We start from the raw sequence: 15,326 nt of genomic DNA, 5'->3' as shown, positions 1-15,326 counted from the left end.
GGCAATCGAAACCATCAATTGCCTGTCAAAGAGACATTGATCGCGTTAGAAATTAAGGTGTAGACCCAACTGAATCTGCCGTGGCGGTAATACGTTTGAGGTTATCCGCCCAGCGCCGGGATCACCGATCGTTGTATTGGGAGCTCCATAGTTCTGGATGTTGAAGATGTTGAAAATCTCGGCCCTGAAATTAAGTGCGAGCTGGTCTTTGAACGGGAAGCTCTTGAATAATGAAGCATCCGCAGTTGCGACATGAGATGTTCGTAGTGAGTTTCGGCTGAAGTTTCCATAGGAGTTGACAGGAACTGCAAACGCCGCAGGATCGAACCACTTCAGTGGAGTTGGATGCTCCGGCTTTGGGTTACTAATCTGATTGGGTCTCGCATAGTTCCACCAGGAAAATGACGTTCCAATATTTGCAACATCCCCAGAGACGCTCAGATTATACGGTTGACCGGAGCGAACCTGGGCTACGCCATTCAACTGCCAGTTCCCAAGAACATAACTCGCGATCCCATGATTCAATAATTTCTTGTCACGTCCGAATGGAAGCTCGTATAAGCCGGCCATAGAAAAAAAGTGCGGGACGTCATAGGACGAAACGCTTCTGCTGTTGCGAAGATCGTAATAGTTCTGCAGAGCAGAGCTGCCTCCCGGCCCATTCTCCACATCGAAGAGCCCACTACCACCTTCATCAATCGATTTCGAGAACGTATAAGACACAAGATATTGAAGGCCATTGGCAAACCTCCGATCCAGTTTTACTTGCAGCGCATTGTAATCTGCAGATCCCCGGTCAGTGCTCATGAAAGGAGTGGCCGTAACCCATGGAAAAGGCTTACGTGCATCCACTTGCGCGGGCGTTCCAGGACCAGATGTCTGAGCCGTGTTGAAAATTCCTGTCACACTCATCCGATCAGAGTGACTCCCTACATAACCAACGGACAGGGCCAAGTTCGGAGCAATTTCGTGTTCCAACGTGACGTTATATTGCTGCGACCGCGGATCACGAATTTTGGGGTCCATAAACCATGTCACGGTATTCCAAGGATTGGGATCAGGCAGAGCCTTACCGATTGAACTAAATGTGTCTTGGATCGGCGTGGCAGATGCCCCCACTTGATTAATCGCCACTGAGGCAGTCACCGAACCGGTGGCTGGCCATGATCCAGCAAACCCCTTCCAGTCTTGTTCAAAACCCATGATCGGGTCGTAAACGATACCATACCCACCACGAAGCACAATCTTGTCTGTGATACGCCAGGCGATACCAACGCGAGGCCCGAAATCGTCCCATCTCGGAACTGGCCCCCAGGCCCGACCGTAAGGCGATAGAAGGATCTTGTCGCCATTTGGAATCGAACCAAGCGTTCCGTCACCGGGGATACACGGACTCTGACCCGTTTGACTGCACGGGGGTGGCAGCTTGTCCGCACCGATCCACCATAAGCCATCCACGGTAAGTCCATTCACCATCGTCGAACCAGATGGAGAAAATGGTCTGCGATGATCAAAGCGAAGGCCATAGGTTATCGTCACTCGCTTAGCAAAAGCCCAAACATCCTGCGCGTAGAAGGAATAGGTCGAGACACGATTGCTGTTGCTTACTGTGGTTGTATTGTTGATCTGAGATGGAAGGCCTAACAAAGCAGATGCAAGCGAGTTTCCAGTTGTCCCCACTTGTTGTGGATCTCCTGTCTGGTCATTCGCAAAGGTATATCCACCATATGCAGGGCTATTGGAATCATTTCCCTGCTTGATGTATTGCATGCCAAACTTTAGGTTGTGATTGCCAGCGACCCAGGTGAGACTAGGAGACCAGTTCTGCACGGGACTCTCAATAGTATTCGCGATCTGCATCCCCCCATTGGAATAGGGAGTCGCAAGGTTGAATACCGTCCCTCCGACGCTGGTAAAACCAAGGCCCTGCATGGGACCAAGCCCCGCACTGTCTTGCTGGAATCGTGAAAACGGCCTCTTGCTGATTCCGAATCGGACATCGGCCAACAATTTACTGGTTAATACTCCAGTCCATCCCACCCCCAGATTCTGTGCGGGCACGGACGCTCCAGTGCTCAAGCTAATGGTGGCAGGAGATAAGTTCGTCACATTGAGCCGGTCGTAACGAAAAAAGATGGCGTTCTTACTTCCCAGTTGCTCATCCAGCCGAACCATATAATGATCGGAATCATTCGAGTTGGAACGAGTCACGATTGCATTATAGAGAGGGTCTCCGGTGAGGTTGGGGCGCGCATAGTATGCCTTAATGAAGCCAGCGCTCACCGAGTTGATTCTGCTTGCAGGAATGACATTGTCTGGAAAAGCCATGCGTGTATAGCCGGTCGCCGCACTACCGCTGGTTGTCACAGGATCGTAAATATTGTTCGGCAGGATCGAGTGCGAAAAGTCACCCGCAAGTTCCGCGTCCGTGGGTACACGATATCGCGCCTGCGCTGCTTGCCGATAGCGCCATCCTTCATACCCGAAGAAGAAAAACGTGCGGTTCCGTCCATCGTAAACCTTGGGCAGAAGTACCGGCCCACCCACAGTGGCTCCAAACTGATTCTGGCGAAAAGCAGACGGCCCCGTTCTGTCCTGATCACGGAAGGTGTCTCGAGCATCGAAGATATTGTTTCTTACAAATTCCCACGCAGCGCCGTGAAGTGAATTGGTTCCGCTTCTTGTAACTACATTGATGACTCCACCGAGTACACTTCCATACTCAGCCTTGTCGTCGTGAGATTGCACTTTGAACTCCTGCATCGCATCAACAATCGGAGGGATAACATAAACGCTGCCCGTCATCTCGGTGTTAACCACACCATCCAGCAGATACAGATTGGAACGGTTGGTTTGTCCTTGGATCGATGGCTGTGCCACACTCGCCGTCGGTACACTAAGAACAGCCAGATCGTTCACGCCAACCCCAGCGCTCTGGGAGGTACTGATCGGAGTTGCGCCAGGTGTAAGCGTAAGCAGTTGGGTGAAGTTCCTTCCGTTGAGCGGTAATTGATGGATGGTCTTTTGATCGATTACGGTTCCGAGTTCGGAACTCGTCTTTTGCACCAGATCTTCCGTTTCGGAATTGACGGTAATCGTTTCCGTGGTCGATCCTGCCGCGAGCGTGACGTCCCGCAACACATTTCCCTGCACACTGAGCGATAGACCTTTGATTGTCGCGTCTCCAAAACCAGTCTTCTTGACCGACATGGAATATTCGCCAGGCTTAACAGAAGGAAAGGTGTACAAACCTTCGTGATTCGATTTCGTTGCGCTCGTGACATGAGTCGAAGTTTGTATCAGAACAATATCTGCATCGGGAATCACCGCTCCCGTCGCGTCCGTAATGCGTCCTGAAAGTGACGCATTCGCTGTCTGCGCTCGCATACTATGCGGCAGCCCACCGATCATGACACAGGGGATGGCCCACATCGTAAGGAACCGTATCTTCGCCTTTATTCGGACAATCGTTCCAAATTTCATCTTCCTTGCCTCCTCCACAGACCTCGGGAGGTCGACGGCCCTCCCCAAACAGGAGAACTGTATCTTTAAAATGATCTAAATTCAATAAAAAGATCGTATTAATTTTCTTTTTTGCTTATTTCGATCTCTAGCAACCATTTAGGCGATCTTTGGTCGAGGGCGGCGTTGCGCACAGGATGCGCCCAAAACTCCCTGAGAGATTCACATCGTTCCATTGGATTGCGCGAGCAGAAGGATTGAGAGGACGAGAACCAGCATGCCGGTAGCTTGAAGAGCAGACGCGCGTGCCGATGCTCCCTTCCATTCACCCATTGCAACTCCGACGATCCCGGCAGTAATCACGATCGCCGCCATAAACGTCGGCCATCCGATCACCAAACCGAAGCGCCCCATTCCGCCAGCGCCGATGCCGTACAAAATACTGCTTGCAAACCACAGCACGGCCATGAGCAAACCACCAACCCAATACCATGCAGTTCTCTCCGCAGCAAATCTGCCGTAGCTCATGTTGCGATGAAGCAACATCCCGCAATAAATCAGGTTCGGGATCGCGCCTGCTACTAAAAGTGGAAGCCAGACTGCGATATTACTTAAAGCGGGTCGAGCACCATGTGCCTTGGCGAACAGATCGATGGGTGTTCCCAGGGATATCCCGATGTTCATCGCCGCAGCCCCCAGTCCACTGCAGACCGCACAGATCAATCCTCGACGAAAATTGGACCCCGCACTTGTTCGCGGTCTTGACCGATCTCTGCAGTTACCGGCCCAGGCGCACAAGAACACCCCGCTCAAAACAACCGCGAGAGCGCCTCCGAATCGCAAATCCGTCGACGCGAAACCACGTTGAAGAGCAATCCGGAAAAAAGGCACGACGCTTCCCACGGCGGCAGAAAGACCTAACACGATGGAAAACGCGAGTGTTATGCCAATCATGTCAATGGCAAGTCCAAACAATACTTGGGCGACGCCCCAGGCAAACCCGCATGCCCCAATCAGAAGAAGAAGGCTTGGACCTCCCGCCAAAAGAGCGAATCCAAGCAAAGGAACGAACAAGGAGGCTGTCATCACGGGGAGTACGACGAGAGCAAATCCACTCCATACAAGCCATATGTTCTCCCAACCCCACCTTCCCATCAGCTTCATGGGAAGCGCGAAGCACGCGTTCATCACACCTGCAACCACCAGCAAAACCAACCCGGCAAACTCGTTCTCCATGACGTGGACTCTCCAATCCTGCCTCTTTTGAGCGCTCAATAATGCTGAGGCTAGATTGGCTTTTTGATATAAGTCAAATGATCTGGAGATAAGAATCGGATCGCTAGGTTACTTTAAGCGCTCTCTAAACTCGATGAACCTTAATTCCTATAGCTTCAAAAGGCGCGATAGCCTCATCCTTCGCACCCGTATCCGTAATAATTTCGTGTATCTCGCGAGTGGGACACAGCAGCCACTTCGACACACTTCCGATCTTGCTTGAGTCCGCGACCACGACCAAGTGTTTTGAATGACCGGCGAGTAATCGCAAAACTTCTGCCTCCTGGGGATGGGAACACGTCAGCCCATGATGGACTTCGAGACCATCGACTCCAAGAAACATAATGTCGGCAAACAATAACTCCGCAGATGTTGTTGCGAGAGGACCCACAAGAGTGAACCAGTTGCCGCGCAGATGACCACCCGTGACATACACATCAATGTCTTTGCGTGAACTCAATTCCATGGCGACGTTAACCGTATTCGTGACGATTGTGATTCCGCTTACGGTATTGAGACATCGAATAATTTCAGTTGTCGTGGTCCCGCCCGTCAGCGCAACCGTCGTGCCTGGAGTGATCATTTCCGATGCCCTTCGCGCAATTCGTCGCTTCTCTTCCGCAAAACTCCCGATCTTATCCTGAAAAGATGGATCCTTTTTGAACGGCTCATAGAACAGAGGACCGATCGGCATCGCCCCACCTCGAGTTCTTTTCAGAAGAGATCTCTGTTCGAGTTCGTCTAGATCGCGACGAATCGTGACAACGGACGCACCGAGTTCCGCACACAGTTCTTCAATCGTTATCTCTCCTACTTCCTGTAACCGACTAAGGATCTGCTCGTGTCTTTGTACCTGTTTCTCTTTGCCTCGGGCCATATCGATAACCATACAATGCTCGTTGCAGGGGATGACTGATATGCCATGGTCCCCTCTTTTATAATTTTCTTAATATAAGATTTCGATCTTAATTTTGACTAATAAGCGATGTATCGTTCATTATGAATGAATCATCGGGAAGCGCTGGGGGAAGGCTGAAGACGATATGTATGACAAGACCCCATATATTCAAGTCACTGCAGAAGATCGCGACTGCATTCAGGGATGGCCCGCTATCGGCAATAAAATCCGATCCTCCATACCCAAGGGAACAGGAGTGGTTTGCATCGAATGCTATCCAGGAGTGTCGATCGAGGAACTGAGTTCCTATCTCCGCCAAGAACTCGGTCCACATCGGCAACTGTTGGCCGCAGACTGGTACCTTTCTCCCGATCAAATCAATGAGCTTGTCGAGCCATATCTCACTGACGATCCGGTCTTTGGCCAAATGAACTCACTCGCGATCCGGGATTTCGTAGACGCCAAAAAATTAGATGCGGCTCGCACCGAACTAACTTCGGCAAATCCGGATGTCACAATCGTAATTGGTACAGGAGCCTCGCTCCTCATTCCGAACTTCGACGTTGTCATTTATGCCGATATGGCGCGTTGGGAGATTCAACAACGCCAGCGACGAGGCGAAATCGGCAATTTGGGAATTGCGAATCGAGCTGAACGTCCGTCACTCAAGTACAAGCGCGGCTTCTTCGTCGATTGGCGTGTAGCCGATCAACTGAAGACACAGGTTCTCCCCAAAGCCAACTTTTTACTAGACACCAATATTCCTTCCCTGCCCAAATTGATTACCACAGAGCTTTTTAAAGCGGGTTTGAACCTCCTCGCACATCAGCCATTTCGAGTGGTTCCTTTCTTTGATCCGGGTCCGTGGGGTGGACATTGGATGGAGGAAGTCTTCGGCTTACCACGCGATCAGGCAAACTATGCCTGGTGTTTCGATTGCGTTCCCGAAGAAAATAGTATTCTTCTTCGGTTCGGGGAAAAGACCGTGGAAATCCCTGCGCTCGATCTCGTGCTCTTTCATCCCATGGAGCTACTCGGGAAAGAGATCGTTTCGCGCTTTGGCGCTGAATTTCCCATTCGATTCGACCTCCTCGACACTTATGGCGGTAGCAATCTTTCCTTGCAGGTTCATCCCAAACGGGAATATATCCGACGAGAATTCGGGATGAAGTATACCCAGGACGAGAGCTATTACATCCTCGACGCCAAGCAAGATGGAAGCGTCTACCTGGGCTTAAAGTCGGACATCGATCGCGAAACCATGACAAAAGAGTTGAGAGAAGCACAAGAAAGTGATGCGATCGAATTTGACGCAGAACATTATGTAAATCGATTCCCTGCTCACAAACACGATCATTTTCTAATTCCAGCTGGAACAATCCACTGTTCTGGACGCGACACAGTCGTTCTTGAGATCAGTGCAACGCCTTATATCTTCACGTTTAAGTTGTGGGATTGGGGACGACTCGGTCTTGATGGTTCCCCAAGACCAATTCACCTGGATCATGGCATAGAGAACATCTGCTGGAATCGAACCACAAGATGGGTGGAGCAGGATCTGATCAATCGCCATAAGACGATCGCGGAGAGCGACCACTGGCGTGAAGAATCAACCGGCCTTCACGAGACGCAGTTCATCGAAACGCGGCGCCATTGGTTCACCGGAACTGTACCGCACGACACACAAGGAAACCTCAATGTCCTCAATCTTGTCCAGGGGCACGAAGCGATCGTCGAAAGCCCCTTAGGGCTTTTTCCTCCGTTTATCGTTCACTACGCCGAATCTTTCATCGTGCCCGCCGCTGTAGGGCATTACACCATTCGCCCTGCTGTCCCAGGTATGGCATGCGCAACCATCAAAGCTTTCGTTCGATCCGTGCCTGGGCTCGGCAACAATACGGAATCATGAAATGCAAATGGTACGAGACGGTTCTTCCCCTGAGGTGCACAAGCCATGTCCTCCCCGACAATATCAACCAATGACAAGGTTCTTTTAAGCTTCGACATGGGAGGCAGTCACGTCGCCGCCATGGCTGTGGACATAAGCAATCCACTGAGTAGATCCAGCGCGTCTCTTGCTCTAGATGAGGGAGGTTCGGCTACATATCTGCTGGATCGGGCCGCTGAGGCCGGTCGCATGGCTCTCTCTGCTTTAACCTTGTCTGGGAACATTGCAGGAATCGCGGTCGCGATTCCTGGACCATTCGACTATCCCGGAGGAGTCTCGCGGCTGCAACATAAATTCTCAGCCTGGTATGGCTTAAACATTCGTAAATGTCTCGCCGATCAGTTCGGACTCGACGGAACAAAAATCATATTTCTCAACGATGCTGATGCGTTTCTTCTTGGCGAATTACAAGAACCCTTCGCGGCGAGGGCCATTGGAATTACCTTAGGGACGGGAATTGGCGCCGCGTTTGCAATTGATGGCCGACCGGTTTCCGTAACGGATGTTCTCCCCAATGATCTTTATGCCCTCCCGTGGAGAGATCGCACGGTCGAAGATTTTGTCTCTACTCGAGGAATCATGAAACTGCAGGAAGACCGCGGGGGGAAATATCAATCAGTGAAAGAGATCACAAAGAACTCTTTCACCGATCCGATTGCATCTGAAATCATGTCGGCATTTGGAGACGAGCTTGGCCGCGTGATCGAAGTCTATCTCTTGCCCCTCGCACCCGATATCATCGTTTTAGGCGGCTCCATTTCTCGGAGTTCGGAAACATTCCTACCATCTGTCCTCTCCGGCAAAGATCATCTGACAAATCTTCTAAAAATATCCTCTCACTTTGAGAAAGCGGCTTTGCGCGGTTCAATCGTGGCCTGGTTTCGACAACAGACTGAATCTATTTAAAACCAATTGAGCGATAGGCGCATCCTCCCCAAAGTACTATGGCAAGGTCGAGCAGCTAGGTCGATTGGATCACGGAAACCATGCGAACCATAGAGCTTTTGGGCTAACGGGTTTCCGTGGACATGAGACTACCTACATCGCTCGGCGCAAATCATCAATGTTTTGGTCGCGCACACATCAACCGAGACGCAACGGTCTGTAACGGATTCGGGAGCATAAGCACAACGGCTCGCCTCCTTTACTCCGAAGGGAGGCCACATACCTGTCCTCGATAAGTGCCAGGTCGCTTTGGCTATCTGATCGCGGAGGGCCGTCTAAAGGCTCTCCGTCTCTCTATGGGCGGGTTCTGATCCACCACGTCGATCTAGAGCGCCCTGCCCAAGAGGGTAACCGCTCGTCGATGAAACGAACAGCTGCCTTAAACGTACAAAACGACAATCCCTAACCCTCTCCGTGAGGTTTATTTCACTACGTCCCGATGTAAAAGAAAGACAAAATGACACAAAGCGGCACAAGGCAAATCTCACGCTCTCCTCACTTCGGGGTATCGATAAATCATCAACGTTTATAGGGGTTTATGGTGGCCCGGGCAGGAGTCCAACCTGCGACCTTCGCGTTAGGAGTGCGCTGCTCTATGCAACTGAGCTACCGGGCCTTACAGCTTAGTGTATCGCGAGGGTATTTCGTTGCTGAGTGATAAACTTAAGGGTGGAGAGTTTATGCCCGAGATACAGCGTCGTCGTGCGGTTACGGTCAATATTGGTGGAGTTCGTGTAGGTTCCGATGCGCCGGTCGTAGTGCAGTCCATGACCAACACCGACACAGCGGATGTCGAAAGCACCGTTCAGCAGATTGCAGCTCTGGCACGCGCCGGTTCTGAGATGGTCCGTATCACGGTCAACAACGACAATGCCGCAAAGGCTGTTCCCTACATCGTTGAAGGTATTCAGAAGAAGGGCTGGAACACTCCCATCATCGGAGACTTTCACTACAACGGTCACCTTCTACTCACCAAATACCCTGACACTGCAAAGGCCCTCTCGAAATATCGCATCAATCCTGGAAACGTCTCTATCGGACGCAAAGACGACGATAACTTCCGCACGATGGTTGAGGTCGCCGTCAAACATCAGAAGCCTGTGCGCATCGGCGTCAACTGGGGTTCGCTCGACCAGGCGCTGCTCACCAAGATGATGGACGAGAACTCCAAATCGTCCGATCCACTGCCTGCGCGTGATGTCATGATGGAGGCAATGGTTGTCTCCGCGCTCGACAACGCCGCCGCTGCCGAACGTTACGGCCTGCGCCGCGATCAAATCGTTCTCTCAGCCAAGGTCTCCGGCGTGCGTGACCTGATCGATGTTTACACTGAGCTTGCACGACGCTGCGACTATGCTCTGCACCTCGGGCTTACCGAAGCTGGCATGGGCATGAAAGGTATCGTTGCCTCCGCTGCTGGTCTCGCTCCCCTGCTCCTCAGTGGCATCGGTGACACCATCCGAGTCTCGCTCACGCCGACCCCAGGTGGCGACCGTTCCGAAGAGGTTCGCTGCGGACAACAGATTCTTCAGTCCCTGAGCATCCGCAGCTTCATGCCCCAGGTCACCAGCTGCCCTGGGTGCGGGCGCACTACATCAACTTACTTCCAAGAGCTCGCCGAGCGCATCCAAGGATACTTGGCTGAGCAAATGCCTGAATGGAAGAAGCAGTATCCTGGCGTCGAAGAGCTGAAGCTTGCAGTCATGGGTTGCATCGTCAACGGCCCCGGCGAATCCAAGCATGCCAACATCGGTATCTCTCTGCCGGGAACCTTCGAGGAGCCGAAGGCCCCCGTCTACGTAGACGGCAAGCTCTACACCACGCTCAAGGGCGACCACATCGTCGAAGAGTTCCAGCAGATCCTCGACGGATACGTTGAGAAGCGTTACGGCAAAGTTCTCGTCGAAGCCTGATCGAATTCCTTACTCGCGAAGGGAGACCAGCCCGCGGCGAAGCTCTACCAGCGGATAAAACGTGCCTCGCCACGTCACTCCACCCTCGCGTACCGTAATCCACGACGAGCGAAGCAGCGAGTACAGAAACAACGCAGCTCCCGCTGGAAACAACAGCGCGTACCAGGGCGAGATTTTCGAGTGACGCGCCGAAACAATATACAGTGCCGCTATGGAAGCCAACGCGATCTCCGCTGGAAACTTCGTTTGCGCTGGAAAGAGAAAACCGATCGGCCCAAGGCAAAGGACCGCCAAGGCGATACAGGCAAACACAACGACTTCGATTCGGAAACGGAAGATGGCGAAGAGATTTTTGGTCATTCCCTTCACCACACCCATCGTTCCCGCTGCCCAGTGTAGGCTCACCATGCCTGGCGCCGTCGCGACTTGTTGGTGCAGCCCAGCAAGCTTGACCTTGCGCGCGAGCACAAGATCTTCCAGTATCTCCATCCGTAGCGCCTCGAATCCACCCAGCTTTTCATACGCTTCAGTTCGCAGCAGATTGAAGGCACCAATACCAATAAAGTCGCGCTTCGCTTTGGGATCGGCGGCCTTCCATGGCCGCGTCACCCACAATCCCATCACCCCCAGATAACCGAGCAGCACGCCTTCGCCAAAGGTCTTGACCAATGGCGTTGGAAACGTGACGAAGTGATCCGCTTGCGTCGCGACGGCCTGCGCGAGTGAACGGCGAATCGCTTCGGATTGAAAGATTACATCTGCATCGGTGAAAAGCAGGTAATCAGGACGCTCCATCACAATCGCATCCCTTGCAGCCAAAGCCATCGCATGTGGTTTGCCTAGCCATCCTGCGGAAAGCTGCTTTACATGCAGCACACGCAGACGCTCTGGATGATGAACCGCGAGAGCATCCATGATCGCTCCCGTCCCATCGGTTGAGCGATCGTCCACAGCAATAATCCTCAGGTTCTTGTAATCCTGTGCGAGCAACGATGAAAGACACAAAGGTAATGCGGCAGCTTCGTCTCGTGCAGGAACGATAACCGTGATTGACGGACTGCCTTCCGGAGCGCGATCGAACTTTGGTTCAAGCAGGTTAGGAATGTGTGGCAACCCGCATACTGCCGTTGCTGCCTTCCAGAGCCAGGCCAGGGTCACAAGCCAGGCGATGATGAGTAGTGCAATCATGCTGCAACAGGTTCCTCTTCGCCCAGCGGTGGAGCGTAACGCGAGCCGAAAAAGAAGATGATCGCAGCCAGAACAAGCGTAATCAAAGTCGAGCCCAATCCAAAACTAAGGTTCGATCGGTCGCTGACAGCTCCGATTACGCGCGGTGAGATGGCATCGCCAAGCGCATGGATGATAAAGAGCTGTCCAGCCATTGCCGTCGCTCGGACCTCCGGACGAACCGCATTGACGGTCGCAGCGTTTACAGGACCGGTCCCGAGAAAAATGAGGAAGATCGCGAGAGCGAGCGCAGGGATCGTCAGGTTTTTCGGACCGAAGAAGCAGACCAGGGCCGGTGGGACCGCAAGCGCCGCACTCATGGCGGGCACTAAGTAGAGAGCCTTCGGAGTCTTCTTCGACCAGCGCTGCGCAATAACTCCTCCGGTGATGGTTCCAAGCAGGCCTGTCACCACAGTGATCGCTCCCATCAGAAAAGCTGCGCTGGCCTGCGAACGCCCTCCAACGCGCTCGAGAAAGGACGGCATCCACCACGAGATTCCACCCAATGAAAACGTAACGGCGGCATACCCAAGGATCGAGGCAAGGTACGCCTTGTTCTTCAGAAGATTTAGAACGGTTCCCTTCTCAAACTTTGCCTTCTCGTGCTGACTGGCTCCGCGCTCCGGCTCCTTCATCAGAAAGAGGATGAGCAGGGCCAAAATCACTCCGGGAATGGCAGAGACGATGAATGACATGCGCCAGCCGTGGTGCTCCCCGACGACTCCGCCGACGAGATATCCAAGGGCGGCTCCGACGGGAATCGCGATGTTGAAGATCGTCATCACGCGGTTGCGCTGCTCAGGTGGGTAGAAGTCCGCAAGCAGCGCTGGAGCGAAGATTCCGAAGCTGGCCTCGCCGATACCGAGCGCTGCATGGCGCAGATTCAGTGATTCGTAAGAGTTCACCGACGCGGTGAAGAAGTTGATCGCACTCCAGAAGAGGGCCGCGACGACGATCATCGGTTTTCGCGGAAAACGGTCTCCGAGCCATCCCGTAATGGGCGAGGTGAGCATGTAAGCGAGCATGAACCAGAGGGTGAGGCTTCCGATCTGCTCGTCAGAGAGAAGGAACTCGTGCTTGATCTGCTCCTGCACGCCTGGAAGGATGTACCGGTCGATGTAGTTGACGAAGTTGAGCGCGGTGAGAAGCACAAGCGCTGTCGTCGCTCCGGCAACTGCACCGGTCACCCTGGATTTGGTTGTGGAGGCCATGTGAGGGAAAGGATAGCAGCCTCGAGGCGTTTCAGTTGACTGGGTGTCGGTTGGACAACAAACAACCCCTCCCCTCCCTACAAATGAGACAAAGTATTCGAAATAAATAAGATAAGTGTGTACCTGCGTCTTCTCTACCGCGTTAAACGATCACGTCCGACTCAAAATGAGCCGGACATATGACTTCTAATCTTTCCGATTTCTATTACTTGACTTATCTTTTTTCCTATTTCTATTTTAGCGAGATAGATGAAGAGATTCTGCAATCAAGATCTCCTCTGAATCGTGAGAGTTAGAGGAGATCCTGGCTTGACAGGATTTCTGTCCCCCAGCTGGGATGACAAAGGTATTGAGACAGAAAAACAGGCTGAGGTGAATGACTTCGATCTCACACGTAGGCAACGCAGTCGATCGCGAGGCCGTAGTCACCCGCAGGAAGTTTGGCAGGCTGAACCGTATTGCGTGCCGGAAAGACTGTGCCCCACTTACGGGTCTTGTACACAGCGTTCATGCGGTCGAAGTCTTTGATGTCTTCCATAAAAACATTGACCTTCAGTACCTTCTCGAGCGATGAGCCAGAGGCAATAAGATATTTTTCGATCTCATCAAGGACCCATTTGGTATTTTCCTCGATGGTTCCGGGAACCCGGCATCCGACACCGGAGACGAAGAGGAGATTGCCAAACGAGACGACAGGCGTAAACGGAAAAGGACCTGGAGTTTTTCCGGTAGCGTCTTTTTTGACGGTACGCGCCGCCGTTTGAGCCGATGCCACAGGGGCGGCCATGACGGCTCCCGTTGCGGCTGCAGCTGCGTTCTTCAAGAGACCTCTGCGTGTCGATGATGCCATTTTTAATCACTCCTTCTCAGTACGAATAGAAAACTCGACCATAGTATCGAATTCGACCGAACGTGAAATGAGACACTTGCCCGAGCAGGCCCGGTTTTTTTGAAAAATCCAGAAAAACACTGGGATGGAGCGATCTTTTGTGACTTATACTGGGCCTGTTGCCGATCTTCGGCTTCTTCCCTTGCGTGCTGGATGTAACACCTTCCCCCCAGCCTCTGAGCGCAGGGTTCCAGACATTTCTGCCCCATAGCAGTTTGCCAATGAGCAGTCATTGGTGTGCCCGAAACTCCCCAACCTCTGAGAGGTTTTCAGACCTATGCGCATTACATCCGTCGGTACGGCATTTCCGCCTCACCGTTATCCCCAGGCCGTGATTACGGAAGCATTGAAAGAGCGTATGCAAGACAAGCTGGCGATGCCCGAAGTCATGGATCGCCTTCACACGAACTGTGGCGTGGACTACCGTCACATCATGTTTCCACTGGAAACCCTGGGAAGCATCTCAGGCTTTGGTCCAACGAATGATGCCTGGATCCAGGGAGCTATGCAGCTTGGACAAGAGGCCATTCAGAAGGCACTGGACCAGGCTGGTCTGACTCCCGCAGATATCTCAGCCATCTTCTTTACTTCAGTCACCGGCATTGCGTGTCCAAGCATCGATGCTCGCCTTGTGAATCGAATGGGCTTTCCGCACGACATCAAGCGCACCCCTATCTTCGGATTAGGCTGCGTCGCCGGGGCAGCGGGCATTGCGCGCGCAGCAGATTATGTCCGAGCGTATCCAAAACAATATGCATTGTTGCTCTCCGTCGAACTCTGTTCGCTCACCTGGCAGGAACAGGACTCCTCTATGGCAGCACTTGTTGCATGCGGATTGTTTGGTGATGGCGCAGCCGCAGTCGTGCTTGCCGGAGAAGAGACGCCGCATGCTCTAAAGCCGACGAGCGTAGCGGAACCGTGTCCTCGGGTGGTGGCGACAAGGTCTACGTTCTATCCGGATACGGAGCATCTGATGGGATGGAGCATCAACCATAGCGGATTTAATATTGTGCTTTCAGCAGATGTACCCGAACTGGTCAACAAAGAGCTGCGAAAGACCGTAGAAACATTTCTTAGCGAACAGGATATGCACATGGGACAGATCTGCAGTTTCATCTTCCATAGCGGTGGCCCCAAGGTGCTGCTGGCGATGGAAAACAGTCTGAATCTTCCCTCAGGAGCCCTTTCAGCCTCGTGGAACAGCCTGCGCCGACACGGGAATCTTTCGTCAGCCTCTGTGCTCACCGTGATGAAGGAGTATCTGGAGAATCGCCCGGGGAGTCCAGGCTGTTACAGCATGATGGGAGCAATGGGACCGGCATTCTGCTCAGAGCTATTGTTGCTGCAATGGTAAGGAATTCACGCCAGAATGAGAAAAAAATTCTTATAACACTATTTTTATATGCAAAAATTTGCGTGTTTTCTGAAAAAGACTTTTCACAATTTTCCGCCCTGATTTTGTAAGTAGTTAACTCATGAATTATCGCCGGGGTGTGCGACAGCGGTAGTCATTGGTCATTAACGTGCATTTTATGAGCGATACGGTCGCACGATGCCG

General features: G+C 52.5%; 10 protein-coding genes, 1 tRNA gene and 1 pseudogene. 4 read left to right on the top strand and 8 right to left on the bottom strand.

Features of this window, described 5'->3' with window-relative positions; translation table 11 throughout:
• Window positions 1-45: 45 nt before the first annotated feature.
• From H7846_RS08060 to H7846_RS18120, 4 genes and pseudogenes are all read right to left on the bottom strand, one after another.
• A complete protein-coding gene (locus H7846_RS08060) occupies window positions 46-3,483 on the bottom strand; it encodes a TonB-dependent receptor (protein ID WP_186695939.1) in 3,438 nt (1,145 codons plus the stop codon).
• A gap of 201 nt (window positions 3,484-3,684) precedes the next feature.
• Window positions 3,685-4,698: an L-rhamnose/proton symporter RhaT gene (locus H7846_RS08055; protein WP_186695938.1), complete on the bottom strand. Its 1,014-nt coding sequence runs from the start codon at window positions 4,696-4,698 to the stop codon at window positions 3,685-3,687.
• A 124-nt stretch (window positions 4,699-4,822) separates the two neighbouring features.
• Window positions 4,823-5,431: a DeoR/GlpR family DNA-binding transcription regulator gene (locus H7846_RS08050; protein ID WP_255460939.1), complete on the bottom strand. Its 609-nt coding sequence runs from the start codon at window positions 5,429-5,431 to the stop codon at window positions 4,823-4,825.
• A 12-nt stretch (window positions 5,432-5,443) separates the two neighbouring features.
• Window positions 5,444-5,614 (bottom strand): annotated as a pseudogene (locus H7846_RS18120) (DeoR family transcriptional regulator); the annotation flags it as partial.
• Between the two features lie 166 nt (window positions 5,615-5,780).
• Here H7846_RS18120 and H7846_RS08045 point away from each other — a divergent pair.
• Both H7846_RS08045 and H7846_RS08040 read left to right on the top strand, forming a co-directional pair.
• Window positions 5,781-7,544, top strand: coding sequence for a class I mannose-6-phosphate isomerase (locus H7846_RS08045; protein WP_186695936.1), 1,764 nt, complete (start codon window positions 5,781-5,783; stop codon window positions 7,542-7,544).
• A 45-nt stretch (window positions 7,545-7,589) separates the two neighbouring features.
• Window positions 7,590-8,489: an ROK family protein gene (locus H7846_RS08040; protein WP_186695935.1), complete on the top strand. Its 900-nt coding sequence runs from the start codon at window positions 7,590-7,592 to the stop codon at window positions 8,487-8,489.
• Between the two features lie 578 nt (window positions 8,490-9,067).
• Here H7846_RS08040 and H7846_RS08035 read toward each other — a convergent pair.
• Window positions 9,068-9,144: transfer RNA gene (locus H7846_RS08035), tRNA-Arg, on the bottom strand.
• 64 nt (window positions 9,145-9,208) lie between these two features.
• Here H7846_RS08035 and ispG point away from each other — a divergent pair.
• Window positions 9,209-10,441: a flavodoxin-dependent (E)-4-hydroxy-3-methylbut-2-enyl-diphosphate synthase gene (gene ispG / locus H7846_RS08030; RefSeq protein WP_186695934.1), complete on the top strand. Its 1,233-nt coding sequence runs from the start codon at window positions 9,209-9,211 to the stop codon at window positions 10,439-10,441.
• Between the two features lie 9 nt (window positions 10,442-10,450).
• Here the strand turns inward: ispG and H7846_RS08025 are convergent, their stop codons facing one another.
• The 3 genes from H7846_RS08025 to H7846_RS08015 form a co-directional block, all read right to left on the bottom strand.
• On the bottom strand, window positions 10,451-11,629 hold the full coding sequence (locus tag H7846_RS08025; RefSeq protein ID WP_186695933.1) for a glycosyltransferase: 1,179 nt from the start codon (window positions 11,627-11,629) through the stop codon (window positions 10,451-10,453).
• Window positions 11,626-12,879: a spinster family MFS transporter gene (locus tag H7846_RS08020; RefSeq protein WP_186695932.1), complete on the bottom strand. Its 1,254-nt coding sequence runs from the start codon at window positions 12,877-12,879 to the stop codon at window positions 11,626-11,628. The genes H7846_RS08025 and H7846_RS08020 overlap by 4 nt, the downstream gene beginning before the upstream one ends.
• Window positions 12,880-13,267: 388 nt before the next feature.
• Window positions 13,268-13,729, bottom strand: coding sequence for a RidA family protein (locus H7846_RS08015; RefSeq protein ID WP_186695931.1), 462 nt, complete (start codon window positions 13,727-13,729; stop codon window positions 13,268-13,270).
• Between the two features lie 316 nt (window positions 13,730-14,045).
• On the opposite strand from H7846_RS08015, the gene H7846_RS08010 reads away from it, so the two are divergent.
• Entirely contained in the window at window positions 14,046-15,122 is a 1,077-nt protein-coding gene (locus H7846_RS08010; protein WP_186695930.1) for a type III polyketide synthase, read from the top strand.
• The last annotated feature ends 204 nt before the right edge of the window (window positions 15,123-15,326 follow it).

Source organism: Edaphobacter sp. 4G125 (assembly GCF_014274685.1).
Classification (GTDB): domain Bacteria; phylum Acidobacteriota; class Terriglobia; order Terriglobales; family Acidobacteriaceae; genus Edaphobacter.
Note: the sequence above shows the minus strand (reverse complement) of the source record. Positions and strands in the feature narration are given on the sequence as shown.